The following is a 15,236-nucleotide window of genomic DNA, read 5'->3' as shown; positions in this document are numbered from 1 at the left end:
ACACCGTGCCACCGCTGCCGCTACAGCTGCCGCTGGGGTAACGCCCGGCGCAATGGCAGCCCCCGCCACAGCTTCGGCCCGGCCAGCGCCGAGCGCGCAGCGCTGGCCGGGCGCGGGCTGGGCGGTGCTGTGGGCGCTGGCGTGGCTGCTGGTCTTGGTGCCCGGGGCGGGCTGGTCTGGCTTGGCCAAGGCGCAGGGGGTGCCGGCGGACAGCGGTTTGTCCAGCTACACGCTGGGCGCGGGCGACGTGATCTCCATTCGGGTGCTGGGTGAAGAAGAGTTCACCAAGCAAGAGATTCGGCTGACCGACGCGGGCACCATTTTTTACCCGGCGGTGGGAGAAATCCGCATCAACGGCACCACGCTGGGTGAGCTGGAACGCATCATCACCAACGGGCTGCGCGGGCGCATTTTGGTGAACCCGCGGGTGTCGGTGGAAATCAACACCTACCGGCCGTTTTTCTTCACCGGCATGGTGAAGAACCCGGGCAGTTTCCCTTACCAGCCGGGGCTCACGGTGCGCAAGGCGGCCAGCCTGGCGGGCGGTTTTGAAGAGCGCGCTTCGCTGAAGAAGATTTTTGTGATTCGCGAAGGCGACCGCACCCAGACCCCGCAGCGCATAGAACTCGACGCCCCCGTGGGCCCGGGCGACCTGGTGACTGTAGAAGAGAGCTTTTTTTGATGAATTCGCCTTCCATGAACCCGGCCACGGCCGGCCCGGCCAACCGCTGGAACCCGTTTACAGGGCAGCCCACGGGCTCGGCCGACGACGCAGACGACGACAGCCTGGACTTGCTGGAGCTGTGGCGCAGCGTGGCCAAGCGCAAGTGGTCCATCTTGGGGCTGGTGGTGGCGGTGGGCCTGCTGGCCACCGCGCTGGCGCTGAGCCTCACGCCCATGTACCGCGCCACCACGGTGGTGATGTTTGAAACCGGCAAGCAGCAGGTGGTGTCGATTGAAGACCTGTATGTGGGCTCGTCGGGCAACCGCGAATACCTGGCCACGCAGCTGGAGGTGGTGCGCTCGCGCGAAGTGGCGCTGAAAACGGTACAGGCGCTGAAGCTGTGGGACCACCCCGAATACGACCCGCGCCTGCCGCGCACGGGCATGTTGGCCCAGCTGCAGCAAACGGTGGGCGGGGCGCTGGGCCTGCAGGCCGAGCAGGCACCGGTGGACTGGACGCCCGAGCTGCTGGCCGACGCGGTGGTGGGCGGTTTTCAAGCCAACCTGACGGTGGAGCTGCTGCGCAACAGCCAGATTGCGAAGCTGAGCTTTGAGTCGAGCGACCCAGCTTTGGCCGCGCGGGCGGCCAACATGCTGGCCAAGGTGTTTATTGAAAACGACTTGAACGCCCGCTACGAAATGACGCGCCAAGCCACCAACTGGCTGCAAGAACGCGTAACCGACCTGAAAGACAAGGTGCTGCAGTCGGAACGGGCGTTGCAGGCGTTTCGCGAGCGCAGCGGCATTATTTCGGCCCAAGGTGCCACCCAAAGCGGCGCCAGCGGCCAGCTGGACGGCCTGACCGGGCGCCTGCTGGACGCGCGGCTGCGCCGCACCGACGCACAAACCGCTTACGACCAGGTGCGCAACGCGGGCCAGGGTGCCGACCTGAGCACGGTGCCGGCGGTGATACGCGCGCCGGGTGTGGCAGACGCCAAGCGCCTGCTGCAAGAGGCAGAGCGCAAGTTCAGCGAAACGGCGCAGCGCTATGGCTTTGAGCACCCGCGCTATGTGGCGGCCAAAGCCGAGCTGGAAGCCGGCAAAGCCAGCCTAAAGAGCCAGCTGGACACCACGGTGGCGAGCATTCGGCGCGAATTTGAAGCGGCGCAGGCGGTGGAACGCGAGATTGAGCGGGCGCTGGGCCAGGCGCGGGCTTCGGTGCAAACGCTGAACCGCTCGGAGTTTGAGCTGGGGGTGCTGCAGCGAGACGTGGAGTCGAACCGCGAGATGTACAACCTGTTTATGACGCGGGCCAAAGAAACCACCAACACCAGCGACCTGCAAACGCCGATTGCCCGCGTGGTGGACGCGGCCCGCACGCCAGACGCACCGGTGAAGCCGCGCAAAGACCTGATTGTGTTGGTCTCGATGCTGCTGGCGCTGCTGGTGGGGGTGGCGGCTTCGCTGCTGCTCGACCAGCTGGACAAGACCATTAAGAATTCGGACGACGTGGAACGCAAGCTGCAGGTGCCGCTGCTGACCACGCTGCCCCTGCTGAACAAAGGCGACGCGCGGCGGGCTTCTTCGGCGCGGCTGTTTGTGGACGATCCGAATTCGGTGTTTGCCGAGGCGGTGCGCACGGCGCGCTCGGGCGTGTTGCTTTCAGCGCTGGACGAGCCGCACCGGGTGGTGTTGGTCACGTCGAGCTTGCCGGCAGAGGGCAAGTCGACCTTTTCGGTGAACCTGGCGCTGTCGCACGCGCAAACGCAGCGCACGCTGCTGATTGACGCGGACATGCGCCGGCCTTCCATTGCCAAGGCGCTGGACCTGCTGCCCAACGCGAAAGGTTTGTCGACGTTTGTGGCCACCAACCCGGCGCTGACCGACTGTATTCAGACGGTTGAGGGCTCCAGGCTGCACGTGATGCCGTCGGGCCCGCTGCCGCCCAACCCGCTGGAAATGATCAGCTCCAGGCGCTTCAAAGAACGCCTGGCCGAGCTGAGCGAGCACTACGACATGATCATCATCGACTCGCCGCCGGTGGAGCTGGTGAGCGACGCGCTGATGCTGTGTTCGGTGGCCACGGGTGTGATCTACGTGACCAAGGCCATGGCCACCACCACGCCCATGGTGAGCAAGGGCCTGGAGCGCATTCGCCGCGCCGACGGCCAGGTGTTGGGTGTGGTGCTGAACCAGTTTGACTTCAAGCGGGCGAGCAAGTACTACGGCGACTACTCGGGCTACGGAAATTACGGCTACGGCAAGAAGGGCTACGGCTCGGCTTACGGCGAAGCCTACAGCGCCAAGGCGACATGATTGACATGCACTGCCACCTGTTACCGGGCCTGGACGACGGCCCGGTGACCCTGGCCGAAGCCGTGGAGCTGGCGCGGGTGGCGGTGGCCGACGGCATAACCGAGAGTGTGGTGACGCCCCACGTGCACCCCGGGCGCTACGACAACCACCGGCAAAAGATCGATGTGTACCTGCGGGCTTACCGCCTGGCGCTGGCCAAAGCGGGCATACCGCTGGTGCTGCACATGGGGGCCGAGGTGCGGGTGAGCATGGAAAGCCTGGATCTGCTGAAACTGCACCAGGTGCCTTTTGTGGGCGAGCACCGGGGCATGGCGGTGCTGCTGCTGGAGCTGCCACACAGCCATGTGCCGGTGGGCTGCATGCAGCTGGTTGACAAGCTGCTGCAAATGAACATACGGCCGCTCATAGCGCACCCCGAGCGCAACAAGGCGGTGATGGACAACCCGCGCCGCATTGAACCGTTTTTAGCGGCGGGCTGCTGGCTGCAACTGACAGCGGGCTCGGTGACGGGGGCTTTTGGCAAGGCGGCCCAAAAGGTGGCGCACCAGCTGCTGGACGACGACGCGGTGCGGGTGGTGGCAACCGACGCCCACAACCTGACCACGCGCCGGCCCGAGCTGCGCCCGGCCCACACCTGGATCAGCCAGCGCTGGGGCGGCGATGTGGCCAACGACCTGATGCTGCGCAACCCACGGCAGATGCTGGCCCAGCGCACCGAAGCCCAGCCGCTATGAACCAGCTTTGGGGCCGACCGCCGACGGGCCAAGCCTGGCGGGTGGTGGCAGCGGTGGGCGGGGTAGTGGTGGTTGTGGTGGCCATGCTGGCGGCTGCCTGGCAGCTGTGGCCCCAGGCCCAAGCCAACGCGCTGGCCATGGCCCCGCTGGCGCAGGTGCGCGCCTGGCAGGCGCCCCGGGCCAAGCCGCCCAACATGGAACAGTGGCTGCAAACGCGCGCGCAGCTGGCGCGCGCGCTGGCCAAAGCCCCGCAAGACGGTGAGCTGCAAGAGGCCATGGCCTATGTGTACCTGAGCGCGGCCCTGCGCCCGGGCCAGGCCCCGGCGCTGCAAAAGCCTTACCTACACCAGGCGCTGCAACACCTGGCCAGCGCCACGCAGGCCCGGCCCATGGTGCCCAGCGCCTGGGCCAGCCAGGCGCTGGCGCTGCACGCGCTGGCGGTGCTGGAGCCGGCGCAGGCCGCCACAGCGGCACCCGCCATGTGGGACGCGCTGGACCGCGCGCTGGCCTACGGGCAGCGCGAACACGGGGTGCAGCTGGCGGTGGGCGCGGTGGCTTGGGCGCGTTGGGCCGAGCTGAGCCCGGCGCGGCGCGAGGCGGTGCAAACCATGGTGGCCCAGGCCACACCCCGGCAACAACAAGCGCTGCTGCGCAAAGCCCGCCAGCACGGGCTGGACCCGGCCCAAGCCACACCATGAAACACCCCACCCCACCCAACGATGCCCCGCGCGACGGGCTGCTGCTGTATGCGCTGCTTGCCACGGTGTGGCTCGCCACTTTGCCGCTGGGCAGCAAGCGCACCTGGGCGGTGGCGCTGCTGGTGGCCACGGTGCTGGTGGTGGGGTTGTGGGCGCTGTGGCTGTGGCGGCGCCACCTGGACTTGGCGCTGCAGCGCCTGCACGCGGTGCGCTGGCCGCTGGGCTTGCTGCTGGCGCTGGCGGCCTGGACGGCACTGCAGGCCACGCCCCTGCCCGGCCCGCTGCTGCAATGGCTGTCGCCGCAGGCTTGGGCGGTGCAACAAGGGGTGGTGGCCCACCCCACCCTGAGCCTGGACCCCCAGCTCACCCGCACCCGGGCAGCCTTGACGCTGGCCCTGGCCTGGGTGTTTGCGCTGGTGGTGCTGACGCTGCGCGACGCGCGCCGCCTGGACAAGGCGGTGATGGGTTTGGTGCTGATTGGGGTGTTTCAGGCTGTGCTGGCGCTGTTTTTGTTTTCATTGAAGGCGCGCTACACGTTTTTGTTTTTTGACCTCGCGCATGTTCGGGCGTTGGGCACCTTTGGCTACCACAACAACCTGGCGGGGTTTCTGGTGCTGGTGCTTTCGATGGGCATTGGGCTCATGGTGGCGCGCCTGGGCGCCGCCACGCCAGGCCATGGCGCGCACTGGCGCGGGCAGTTGGCGGGGTTTTTGAGCTTTTTGCTGAGCTCCAAAATGCGGCTGCGGCTGATGCTGGTGGTGCTGGTGATTGCGCTGGTGCTGACGCGCTCGCGCATGGGCAACGCGGCATTTTTTGTGGCGCTGCTGGCCACCGGTGCGCTCACGCTGCTGGTGGCGCGGGGGGCCTCGCGTTCGCTGGTGTTGCTGGTGGCGAGCCTGGTGGTGATTGACGTGGTGATTGTGGGCACCTGGGTGGGGCTGGAAAAGGTCATGGAGCGCTTGCAAGGCACAGAGCTGCTGATTGAGCAAGGCGGTAGCCAGGAGTCGGTAGAGCAGCGCCAGCTGGCGGCCAGCTACGCGCTGGCCCTGGTGAAAGACTTTCCCCTCACCGGCACCGGTGCGGGCAGTTTTTATGGGTCGTTCATGCGCTACCGGGCACCGGGTGATGCTTTTTTTGACCACGCGCACAACGACTATGTGGAGCTGCTGAGCGACTGGGGCGCGGTGGGCATGGTGTTGCTGGGGGGTTTTGTGCTGCTGAGCGCGGCCGTGGGGGTGCGCAGCCTGGCCACCCGCCGCTCGCATGTGGCCCGGGGCATCGCTTTTGGCTCGCTCATGGCGATGCTGGGCATGGCCATACACGCCAGCGTGGACTTCAACCTGCAGATACCGGCCAACGCCTTGTTGATGGTGGTGGTGGTGGCGATGGGCTGGGCGGCCGCGCGGCTGCCTTCGGGCGGCGCCCGAGCGCCCTGAGTGCGAACCACCCGAAGATTTCTTGATCAATTTTCTTGATGAGAAGCACCTGTTTTTGTTAGTATGTCAGTAAATTTTTATTTGGAGTTCTAAATGACAAATTGGAAAAAATCGATCATCGCGACGACCGCTTTGGTTTTGAGCTTGAGCGCTTGGGCGCAGTTCAACAGCGGCTTCACACCGGCAGCGCTGCAGCAAGAAATTGCCCGCCAGGTGGCCCAAGGCCTCAAGCTGGACGACATTTTGAAGGCCGCTCAGGCCGCAGGCATTGATGTGGAGAGCTTTGCGGTGGCAGCGGCCAAGGCCGGCGTGCCAGTGGCCAGCATCACCACGGCGGTGCTGACGGCTTCGGCCGACCCAGCGGCTTCGCTGAAGGCACTGGGCAATGCGTTTGCAGGCGACCCGGCAGCGGTGGAGGCGGTGTTTGCCACCGCCGTGACCCTGCCAACGCTGACCCTGACCCCCAGCACGGTGGAAGCGTCGATTGAAGCCGGTTGCGGCAAAGATTGCTTGCCCGCAACGGTGGTGGCTGCCGTGACAGCGACCGCCAGCAGTTCGACCACCGCACCCACGGTGGACGCAGGCCCCACCACCACCAGCTCGACCACCAACAGCGGTGGCGGCAGCGGTGGCAGCAGCCCCATTTCGCCAGCGAGCTGAGCCCCTGAGCCAACAGGTCACCCACAGTCCACCCACAAATCTACAAAACACGTATTTTTTGTAGTTTTATGTTGATACTGGTGTTTATTGTGGTATATTGACACCGTCTCCAGTAAGATGCTCTGGAGACACCCCCTGTCTTCTTTTTTACAAAGAAGTTAACCCCCTCCCCCCACCGGGCCAGGGGGTTTTTTTATGGGTTTTTGGTGCGCACAGGCTGGCCGGCGCGGCTGGGCGCCTGGCCAGCAGGGCACCCAACGGACGCAAATAAAAGCCCGAAAAGAACTGGAAAACAACCTGGAAACAACCCAGAAACAACCCGGAGGGAACCGGGAAGCAACCCGAAAAGAAGCCAGCCGAGCCCCAAACCAGCACCCGGGCCAGGCCAGCTTGGGGCGCTGAACCGGCGGCAAGTTGTCCAAAAAATCACATTCGTTTAAAATTTGATTGTCGATGTCTTATTATCAATAGTGACATTGCAGCATTTTTGATATATTCAATGCAACGTTCAACGGAACGACCAACGCAGAAAGCCCGGCATGAGAGGAAATACCCCGATGAAAGAGACCGAGAACAAAGTGGTGACGCCATTCATGGCGCCCGCAGAACTCAAAGCCCGCCAGGCCAAGGCACTGCAGAGCAGTGAAGACATCCATGTGGGCCCCAACACGCAGCTGAGCGGTGGCTTCACCACCAACGGCATGATGATTGTGGACGGCCGGGTGGATGACGGTGACATCACCGCCGACCGCCTGGTGGTGAGCCACATCGGCACGCTGGACGGCAAAGCGGTGGTGTACCGGGCTGAGATCAGCGGTGTGTTCAGCGGCGAGCTGCTGGCCAGCGACGAGGTGATCGTGCGGCCCACGGCGCGCTTGTCGGGCAATGTGCAGTGCCAGCGCTTGGTGATTCACCGGGGCGCGCGCATTGAGTGCACGTTTTCTTGCACACCCGAGCCGGGGCAGGAAGGTGTGTCCAGCGCGCAAGAGCCGGCCACCGAAAAGCTGGTTGAGCGGCGCAAGAGTGCGCGTCAGCTGGAAGACCGCAAGATATTCCTGGCGGGTGTAGGCTCTGTGTTGGCTGCCTTCGGTGTTCTGGCGCTGCTGGCGGGCCTGAAGGTCTTGCTGACCTGACAACTGCGGGGCGGCGTTTTAGAGAACGACGCGGGACTACCGTTTTCGCGGCACTAGAGCCGGCTGTACCCAAAATTCCCCACGCTTTGCCACGAGATCCCAAAAAACCGGCGCCTGTTCATCTGGCCCGGTTTTTTTGTGCCTGCTGTTTTGTGGGCTGGATTGAGCCTAAGCCGCTGGCGCCCGGGCGGCTGTAGCGCCGGGCACCCTGCTCAGGCGCTGGCATCGGCCAGTTCGACCTTCACCTCCAGCACTTCGTAGGCGCCCTGGCGCTCGAAATGGACCTTGATGTCGCTGGGGTCGATCTTCACGTAACGCCCCACCACGTCCACCAGTTCCCGCTGCAAGGCGGGCAGGTAGTCGGGGCCGGCGCCGGTGTCATCGGCACGCTCCAGCGCCAAGATGATTTGCAAGCGTTCTTTGGCAACGCCCGCCGTGCCTTTGTCTCGCCGCATGAATGAGCCCAGTGACAACATGCTTCAGCGCCCTCCCCTTGGCGGCTTCAGGCAGCTGCGAGACTGAGCTGGCTGGGTTGTGCCCACACCACCTGGGCCCGGGGTGGCGACAACGACTTGGGGCATGGGTACGCTTTCTTGTTTCGGTGTGGTGGCAGGGGTGGCAACGCTGGGCATGGGCGCTTTCATGGGCGGCGGGGCGGCTCAGCCGTGGATCACGTCGACCACCAGGTGGTCGCCCTGGGGCCCTGGCAGCAGGCTCACCTGGGCGGCTTTGCCAAAGGAGGCTTCGTACATGGGGGCGTCGCCGGTGCTGTACACGCCGGCGATGCAGATCAACTCGGAGGCCATGGCGAGCGCAAATATGCGCGCGTCGCCGTTGCCGCGCGCCCCGGCAATGGCCCGGCCGCGCAGGGGCGCATAGACGTGGATGTGGCCGTCGGCAATGACTTCGGCGCCGGCGTTGACCATGGCCATGACGATCAGGTCGCGGCCACGCGCATAGACCTGCTGGCCACAGCGCAGCGGCTTGTCAATAACCAACGCGCCGGCGGGCAGCTCGGGCATGGGCGCGGGACTTGGGCGGGCCTGGGCCGCCGGCGGGCTGCAGGCCGAGGTGATGCCCGGCGCTTGCACCAGGCCAGCGGCCAGGGCGGCCGCCGTCTGGCGCACGCTGGCGCCACGCACACCCAACACACGCAACTGGTAGCCGTGCAGCAAGGTGGTGAGGGCTGCAAAGTCTTGGGGTGCTTCAAACGCCGAGCGGTGGGCTGCGTCCAGCGGCGGGTTCAGCCGGGAGAGATCGACCACCACACCATCGTGGTCGAAGAAGTCGGGCATTTCACCAAAGCGCAGCAAGAGGTCGTGACCCAGCCGCGTCAGGTCGGGCGTTTTGAGCTCCAGCACCAGCACGGGCAGGTTGGTGCTCTTGATCTCGAAGCTGGGTATGAATCGCGACGTGAGCGCAGCGGTCATAGAGGTCTCCTGGTGGATCCGTCCGGCTCGGTAAACGCCTTGCAGCCAGCGCCGACGGGATCGTCTTTTTTTCTTCGACGGCTGGGACCAGGGGACACCCCCTGTTCCAGTTGTGTCGGTATGAACAGTTTTGCCATTTAACTATTTTTTGCATCATAAATAATATTTATGGCGCAGGCAAGCACTTGTTCAAATAAATAACGATACCGCCCCTGCCAGGCCCGGGTCTGTGTGGCGGAGCGGCGTGTGGGCCGTGGGATAGCTCGCGCCTGTGCTGTCGTGGTGCTGTGCTGTCGTGGTGCTGTGCTGTGGTGGTGCTGCGCTGCGGTGGTGCTGCGCTGCGGTGGTGCTGCGCTGCGGTGGTGCTGCGCCACAGCCGAGCCCATACCTGCCATTTAAGCGATTTATCGCAGAACAATGACATAATTTTGGTTTCGCTGGTTTAGACCGCTACCAACAGCATGCAACGGCGGTCGACCGCGATCGACGGCGATATGGCGGCACGTGGTGCTTGTTTTCTTTCAAGGAGTGTTGCGATGAAAGATGAGGCCACCGCTCATCGCCCAACCGATGCCGATTTGCCGGATGTGTGGCAGACGCAAAACAGCGGCCTGCAACCGGGCGATGACCCGGCGTGGGACCGCTACCCCATTTGGGGCGACCACGACCATGCGCACGACCCCGAGGCGTTGGGGGCGGCCTTCACAGGGCTTGTATTGCTGCTCGTTTTGGGTGGCGCACTGATCGCTTGGTGGATCTTTTAAAGAAAAATCACAGATAAATCGTTTTTTATTTTTTTGGTATTTTTTCCAACTATTTGAGCAGTTGTAAAATATTGTCAGATTTGAATGTGTGCGTATTTGCCCACAGACGCACCACCCTGCCGGTGAACAGCCCACCCAGCGAAACATGCCGCCCATGCTCAAAAAAATAGCAGCCTTCCTAGTTTTTGCCATCTTGTCCATGGGCCTTGTGTTCGCAGAGCCTGCCCGACAAGGGCAGCTCACCCCTACCGACAAAGCAGCGACCACCGCACAGGTCGTGAAGATCGGTTTTTATCCGGTTTCGGTCTACGAACTTGAGATGGGAAGCAACACCTACTACGTCGACATGTATGTGTGGCTGCGCTGGAAGGGCGACATCGATCCCACCGCCTCGCTTGAATTCACCAACATGGTTGAAGAATGGGGCAAGCAAATGGAGAGCCTGCACACAGAACCCAAGGTGTTGGCGGACGGCTCCAAATACCAGATCATGAAAGTGGAGGGGCGCTTCGTGCAGGCGTTCAACCTTGCCGACTACCCGCTGGATCGGCAGCAGCTATCGATACTGGTTGAAGACGCTGTCAACCCAGCGGACACGCTCGCCTTTGAAATTGACCAAGCCAGCAGCGGCATAGGCAGCAAACTCAAAATTCCTGGATGGTCGCTCACCGGGTGGTCGGCTGAGACCTTCGTGCACGACTACGCCAGCTCGCTCGGGGAAGATGCTGCGCCGTCCGCCTACTCTGCCGCCCAGTTCAGCTTGAACATTGAACGACCCATGAGCTATTTTTACTGGAAGCTCTTGATGCCGCTCGCCATCGTGCTGCTGGCAGCCTTGTCAGCGCTGGTGTTGTCGCCCCGGAGTATCGACGCCCGAACCGCCCTGCCGGGTGGTGCGCTGCTGACCGCGATCTTCTTGCAAAAGAGCTATTCGGACGGTCTGCCAGACCTGGGCTACCTGGTGTTGATGGATGAGATCTACCTGGTGGCCTACAGTTTGATTGTGCTGACCCTGATGCGCGCGATTTACATCTTCCAGAAGACCAGCGATTTTTCTGCGCAAGCCCTGGAAAAGGCCTTGTCGGACGACCGCAAAGTGATGGTGGTGTTTGCGGTCGCTTTCGTCGCAGCCACTGCAGCCCTGGTGGGCTTGCGCTAGGCGCCTGCGCGGCAGAAGGCATGGGCGCGAAACCAGTGGGAAAAGAGCCGAGACCACAGCACCGCGCTCACCAGCCCGTATGCCTGACATGACCTTGTGCAAGCGTGTGTGGCTGCTCAGCTTGCTTGCCACACTGGCGCTGCTGCTGCTGGGTTGCACACGCGATGGCGCGGCATCGCCTGGGCCGCAATCGCTGGTTTTGTCCAAAGTGTGGTGGATGGACCGCAGCCACCAGGCCGAATTGCCGACGGTATTGACCGTGACAGACTGGCAAGATTTCAAGGACTGGAACAGCCTTGGTTTTGGTGCTGAGCCGGTTTGGGTGCGCTTGCGGCTGGCCGCCAGCCCGGCGACGGTGGGGCAGTCTTGGGTGGTTCGGTCTGGACCAGCGTTTTTGGACCATGTCACGCTGTTTGACCCGGTGGCCAAGCTGACGCTGCAGGCAGGGGATGCGATACCGCCGTCGGGGGACGATTTGATGGCGCTGGATTTCAGTTTTGAAATACCGGCGATGGCGCAGGAAAGGGACATTTACCTGCGTATTGAAAGCAGCAGCGCGCGGACCTTGTATGTGGATGTGCAACCTTACCGGGTAGCCAAACAGAACATGCGCGAAAGGGAATGGCTGCTCGGTTTCATTTTGTCGGCTTCCACCCTCTTTTCGATCTGGGCTGCGGTGCAGTGGTGGCACTCGCGGGAAAAGGTGATGGGCGTTTTTGCCGTCAAACAGCTGCTGTCGACGCTTTGGGCCTTCTTCTTTTTGGGCTTTGCGCGGGTTTACCTTGGCCCGTTGCTGGAACCCGGGGTGCTGACGGCGATGGCATCGGCGCTAATTCCATGGGTGATCGCGTCGGTGTTGTGGTTCATGGGGAGCTTGATTGCGACCTACCATCCGTCAAAAACACTGCTGCGGATGTGCTTTGGCTTGGCCGCGGCGCTGTCCTTGCTGCCGCTGGTTCAGTGGGCTGGGCTGACCCGGGCAACACTGTGGATGTGCAATGTGCTGGTGCCCTTTAGCTTGCTGCTCTTGTTGGTGACGCTGTACAGCGCGTGGCACTCCCAGACCCATGCGCCCATTCGCATGCGGTACTTGCTGGCTTATTTGTGGCTGGTTGGCATGATCAACACCGTGCCGTCGGCCACCTTCCTGGGCTTGATAGAGGGCAGCCCGATCGTGCTGATCAGCAACCTCAACCACACGGTGCTGGACAGCTTGGTGGTGTTTGTGATGTTGCAGCTTCGGTCGGGCGCCATGCAGCGCGCGCAGCATGAAACCGCGCTGCAGCTGGTGCGCAGCCAGGAGCACATGGCGGCCGAAAAACGCCTGCGCGAGGAACAAAGCCAGCTCTTTTCCATGTTGGCGCACGAAATGAAAACACCGCTGGCCACGCTGCGCATGTGGCTGGAAGCAGGACAGCCCAGCTACCCCAAAATGGCGCGAGCCATCACGGACATGAACCTCGTTATCGAGCGCTGTGTCCTGTCGGGTCAGCTGAACGACCAAGGCTTGCAGCCGATGATGGAGCCCTTGGATGCTGCAGCCTTGACGCTGGCCAGCATTCAATCGTGCCGGGAACCCGAACGCCTGAACTTTGTTCAACCACCGGGTTTGGCGTCGATACAGACCGATGCTCAGATGCTGTCGATCGTGCTGAGCAATTTGATTGACAACGCTTGCAAGTACGGCAAGCCCGGCAGCCGCGTGCGCTTGGTGCTGGAACCCTGGGTGCAAGGATCACAGCTCGGATGGCGCTGGCGGGTGACGAATTCGATCGACTCCGCCGACCTGCCAAACGCTCACCGCTTGTTTGAAAAGTACTACCGCAGTGCAAAAGCCCGTCGGCAATCTGGCTCGGGCCTGGGCTTGTTTCTGGTCCAGGGGCTGCTGGGCCTGATGCAAGGCTGCATAGGCTATGAGCCCAGCACCCACGAGGTCAGCTTTTGGGTCTGGCTGCCCACAACACCCGCGCCACAGACCGGCGGCGCTGCGCCCCGCAGGGGCTCAAACAATGCAGCGGGGGACGCGCCTTGGGCAGCGGGCTGAAAACATGGCAGCCAAACTTGAACACCGGAATGAACCGCCCATGACGCCATTTGCACTGAAAATTTTGGTCGTTGAAGACAACGACGAGCTGAGAGAAGCCACATTGGCGTGGCTGCAACAACAAGGGCACGAAGTACGCGGGGTTTTCATGGCTGAAGACGTGCTCGACACGGGCCCAGGATTTTTACCCGACGTGTACGTGATTGACCTCAACTTGCCGGGGGAAGATGGCCTGAGCCTGACGCGGCGTGTGCGAGCGATGCAGCCCGGGGCAGGTATTGTGATCACCACAGCGCGCACCCAGATTGGCGACAAGGTGGTGGGCTACGAATGCGGTGCCGATCTGTACCTGACCAAGCCCGTTCACCCCAGGGAGCTCATCGCGGGTATTGAGTCTTTGGGCAAACGGCTGGGCCAAGACAAGACAACCAGCCGGCAGCTGCAGCTGCAGGTGTCGCGGCGGCTGTTGACGGGCTTGAATGGCACGGTCGAGCTGACCACCGGCGAGGCGATGGTGTTGATCGCACTGGCCAGAGCGCCCGGGCTGACGCTGGAGCGCTGGCAACTGATCGAACTGATAGGCGGCGGAAACACCATGTCCGCGTCGCCAGCATCGCTTGAAATGCGCGTGACCCGGTTGCGGAAAAAGCTGGTCCAGGCTGGGGCAGAGCAGCCGTGCATTCAGACGCTTCACAAAACAGGCTACACCCTGGCTCACCCGGTCTTGCTGCGAAACTGAGTCGTTGAGTCGTTGAGTCGTTGAGCCGTTTCGTTTGGCCAGACTCGGCGAGCCGCAACCCATCGCAAGGCGGATCAAGCATGACGCAATTTCGGGGCTTCACGCCGCCCCTGCCTGCATGCAACTGGCCCCGAAATCTCGGCATTCGATCGGACTGAGCCGGTCTTTCAAGAGGCGCTGGATGATCGGAATGCCGAGGCTCGGGCCATGGTGGGTGCGCGCGTTGCTGAGCGGCGGCCCTCTGTGCGATCACGAACCGGGGTGTCGCCTGACAGGAAAAAGATGGCTGTAGACCATCGTCGGTTGGAACACTACCGGCTCGGTCCAACTGAGCGCTTGGTCGGGCTGTGCGTGTTTGACGTACAAACCTCCAGGCACCGCCACGACGGCGCCCTGCCGGGTACGGAACACCACGGGCATAGAGGCTTGGTAAAAAATCCCTTGTGCGTCAGCGAACTTGGCCCGGTAGGGTGCCAGGGGCAACTCCATCACCACGCCAGGCGCGACCTCTGCCCAACCCGCACCCTGAAGCTGCAGCCAACTGTTGTGCAGTACATCGCCCCGCAGACCAGGTGATGGACCGATAGAGGCACAACCACCAACACCCAAAAGCAACCATGCCCCCACACATGCCAGACCCGCTCGCAAGCCTGGCCGAGGGTGGGGCACAGCCCCATTTGAAAACAGCGACATCGGTTGATCCTGAATGGTTTCAATAGCCAGCGGGAAGACTGGACGCCCCCAGAGCCTGCGAGGTGAGTTGCCCCTTCGGCAGCAGTGTGATGCTGCTGACCTTGAGACTACCGTCCGTAGCACGCAAGACACTGGCGGTGCGTGCGGTGAGACGGCCCAATTGCATGTTGCCCTGGCTCGCTTCGGCATCGACCCCGCCGCTTCCTCCGTCCGCCGTGGTTCCAATCAATCCAAAAGCGGCCTGGGCGCCACTGCCCAGCGCAGCGGCCGCACGAAGTTTCAGGCCGGTCGCTGCCTTGAGCGTGGTGAAACTGATACCGCCGCCACTGCTGACGTCAATACCGAGACCCGTCGAGGTCAAGGAGCCCAGCCAGGCGTTGCGACCCACGGTGATCCCAATCGGTCCCGAGGCGGTGCCTTTGGTCAAGGTGGCATCGGTTCCTGCGGTCAACGTTGCCGGCCCACCGCTGACGGTGAAGCTGTTGATGCCCAGGCTGGTCCCCGCACGCACAGCAAAGTCGGTTTTGGCCACTGCAGTACCGATGCTCACGGTGCCAGCCAAGGCCTCGACGTCGATGCCCGCGCTGCTGCTGGTGAGTGCGCCAAGGGTGACGTTGTCTTGCGCGCTGGCGGTGATGTTGGACACCGCCCTCAACGTGCCGGTGCTCAGCGAGCCCGCTTCTGAGGAGAGGTCGATGCCGCCGGTGGTGGCGCTCAGCGCGCCCAGCACCACCGCGCCCGCTTGCGCGCTCACATCGATGGCGGTG

Annotated in this window: 14 protein-coding genes; 10 read left to right on the top strand and 4 right to left on the bottom strand. The window is 63.1% G+C overall.

All coding sequences use genetic code 11. From position 1 onward, the window contains the following. Positions 1-52: 52 nt before the first annotated feature. The 7 genes from ACTG4K_RS10335 to ACTG4K_RS10305 all read left to right on the top strand — a co-directional run bounded on the left by ACTG4K_RS10335 (position 53) and on the right by ACTG4K_RS10305 (position 7,640). Complete coding sequence (locus ACTG4K_RS10335) at positions 53-682, top strand: polysaccharide biosynthesis/export family protein (protein WP_439114126.1); 630 nt, start codon at positions 53-55, stop codon at positions 680-682. Next, a complete protein-coding gene (locus ACTG4K_RS10330) occupies positions 682-2,979 on the top strand; it encodes a GumC family protein (RefSeq protein ID WP_439114125.1) in 2,298 nt (765 codons plus the stop codon). The genes ACTG4K_RS10335 and ACTG4K_RS10330 overlap by 1 nt, the downstream gene beginning before the upstream one ends. Then, the gene (locus ACTG4K_RS10325) at positions 2,976-3,713 is read left to right on the top strand and encodes a tyrosine-protein phosphatase (RefSeq protein WP_439114124.1); all 738 of its coding nucleotides are present in this window, start codon (positions 2,976-2,978) and stop codon (positions 3,711-3,713) included. Before ACTG4K_RS10330 ends, ACTG4K_RS10325 begins: the two co-directional genes overlap by 4 nt. Next, a complete protein-coding gene (locus ACTG4K_RS10320) occupies positions 3,710-4,411 on the top strand; it encodes a hypothetical protein (RefSeq protein ID WP_439114123.1) in 702 nt (233 codons plus the stop codon). Before ACTG4K_RS10325 ends, ACTG4K_RS10320 begins: the two co-directional genes overlap by 4 nt. Continuing rightward, entirely contained in the window at positions 4,408-5,847 is a 1,440-nt protein-coding gene (locus ACTG4K_RS10315; protein WP_439114122.1) for an O-antigen ligase family protein, read from the top strand. The genes ACTG4K_RS10320 and ACTG4K_RS10315 overlap by 4 nt, the downstream gene beginning before the upstream one ends. A gap of 93 nt (positions 5,848-5,940) precedes the next feature. Beyond that, on the top strand, positions 5,941-6,507 hold the full coding sequence (locus ACTG4K_RS10310) for a hypothetical protein (RefSeq protein ID WP_439114121.1): 567 nt from the start codon (positions 5,941-5,943) through the stop codon (positions 6,505-6,507). A 557-nt stretch (positions 6,508-7,064) separates the two neighbouring features. Continuing rightward, the gene (locus ACTG4K_RS10305) at positions 7,065-7,640 is read left to right on the top strand and encodes a bactofilin family protein (protein WP_439114120.1); all 576 of its coding nucleotides are present in this window, start codon (positions 7,065-7,067) and stop codon (positions 7,638-7,640) included. Between the two features lie 212 nt (positions 7,641-7,852). Here the strand turns inward: ACTG4K_RS10305 and minE are convergent, their stop codons facing one another. The 3 genes from minE to ACTG4K_RS10290 form a co-directional block, all read right to left on the bottom strand. Beyond that, on the bottom strand, positions 7,853-8,113 hold the full coding sequence (minE, locus tag ACTG4K_RS10300; protein WP_439114381.1) for a cell division topological specificity factor MinE: 261 nt from the start codon (positions 8,111-8,113) through the stop codon (positions 7,853-7,855). Positions 8,114-8,299: 186 nt separating this feature from the next. Beyond that, the gene (gene minC, locus ACTG4K_RS10295) at positions 8,300-9,070 is read right to left on the bottom strand and encodes a septum site-determining protein MinC (protein ID WP_439114119.1); all 771 of its coding nucleotides are present in this window, start codon (positions 9,068-9,070) and stop codon (positions 8,300-8,302) included. A 521-nt stretch (positions 9,071-9,591) separates the two neighbouring features. Beyond that, a complete protein-coding gene (locus ACTG4K_RS10290) occupies positions 9,592-10,035 on the bottom strand; it encodes a hypothetical protein (protein WP_439114118.1) in 444 nt (147 codons plus the stop codon). Between ACTG4K_RS10290 and ACTG4K_RS10285 the strand changes: the two genes are divergently transcribed. From ACTG4K_RS10285 to ACTG4K_RS10275, 3 genes are all read left to right on the top strand, one after another. Beyond that, positions 10,034-10,993 (top strand): hypothetical protein, encoded by a 960-nt coding sequence (locus ACTG4K_RS10285; RefSeq protein ID WP_439114117.1) that lies wholly within the window; start codon positions 10,034-10,036, stop codon positions 10,991-10,993. The two genes, ACTG4K_RS10290 and ACTG4K_RS10285, sit on opposite strands and share 2 nt — an antisense overlap. 79 nt (positions 10,994-11,072) lie before the next feature. Continuing rightward, a complete protein-coding gene (locus ACTG4K_RS10280) occupies positions 11,073-13,037 on the top strand; it encodes a sensor histidine kinase (RefSeq protein WP_439114116.1) in 1,965 nt (654 codons plus the stop codon). A gap of 40 nt (positions 13,038-13,077) precedes the next feature. Beyond that, positions 13,078-13,776: a response regulator transcription factor gene (locus ACTG4K_RS10275; RefSeq protein ID WP_439114115.1), complete on the top strand. Its 699-nt coding sequence runs from the start codon at positions 13,078-13,080 to the stop codon at positions 13,774-13,776. 712 nt (positions 13,777-14,488) lie between these two features. On the opposite strand, the gene ACTG4K_RS10270 is transcribed toward ACTG4K_RS10275, so the two are convergent. Further along, positions 14,489-15,236, bottom strand: a 748-nt coding sequence (locus ACTG4K_RS10270; protein ID WP_439114114.1) for a hypothetical protein, incomplete at its 5' end; no start/stop codon positions are given.

It is taken from the genome of Hydrogenophaga sp. (assembly GCF_965657535.1).
Classification (GTDB): Bacteria; Pseudomonadota; Gammaproteobacteria; order Burkholderiales; family Burkholderiaceae_C; genus Hydrogenophaga.
The sequence above is the reverse complement of the archived record's forward strand: the minus strand, read 5'-3'. Positions and strand labels throughout refer to the sequence as shown.

Excerpts from the sequence above, each read along its gene's own strand:
- ACTG4K_RS10335 (WP_439114126.1), top strand. The coding sequence starts at position 53 with ATGGCAGCCCCCGCCACAGCTTCGGCCCGGCCAGCGCCGAGCGCGCAG.
- ACTG4K_RS10330 (WP_439114125.1), top strand. The coding sequence starts at position 682 with ATGAATTCGCCTTCCATGAACCCGGCCACGGCCGGCCCGGCCAACCGC.
- ACTG4K_RS10325 (WP_439114124.1), top strand. The coding sequence starts at position 2,976 with ATGATTGACATGCACTGCCACCTGTTACCGGGCCTGGACGACGGCCCG.
- ACTG4K_RS10320 (WP_439114123.1), top strand. The coding sequence starts at position 3,710 with ATGAACCAGCTTTGGGGCCGACCGCCGACGGGCCAAGCCTGGCGGGTG.
- ACTG4K_RS10315 (WP_439114122.1), top strand. The coding sequence starts at position 4,408 with ATGAAACACCCCACCCCACCCAACGATGCCCCGCGCGACGGGCTGCTG.
- ACTG4K_RS10310 (WP_439114121.1), top strand. The coding sequence starts at position 5,941 with ATGACAAATTGGAAAAAATCGATCATCGCGACGACCGCTTTGGTTTTG.
- ACTG4K_RS10305 (WP_439114120.1), top strand. The coding sequence starts at position 7,065 with ATGAAAGAGACCGAGAACAAAGTGGTGACGCCATTCATGGCGCCCGCA.
- minC (WP_439114119.1), bottom strand. The coding sequence starts at position 9,070 with ATGACCGCTGCGCTCACGTCGCGATTCATACCCAGCTTCGAGATCAAG.
- ACTG4K_RS10285 (WP_439114117.1), top strand. The coding sequence starts at position 10,034 with ATGGGCCTTGTGTTCGCAGAGCCTGCCCGACAAGGGCAGCTCACCCCT.
- ACTG4K_RS10290 (WP_439114118.1), bottom strand. The coding sequence starts at position 10,035 with ATGGACAAGATGGCAAAAACTAGGAAGGCTGCTATTTTTTTGAGCATG.
- ACTG4K_RS10280 (WP_439114116.1), top strand. The coding sequence starts at position 11,073 with ATGCCTGACATGACCTTGTGCAAGCGTGTGTGGCTGCTCAGCTTGCTT.
- ACTG4K_RS10275 (WP_439114115.1), top strand. The coding sequence starts at position 13,078 with ATGACGCCATTTGCACTGAAAATTTTGGTCGTTGAAGACAACGACGAG.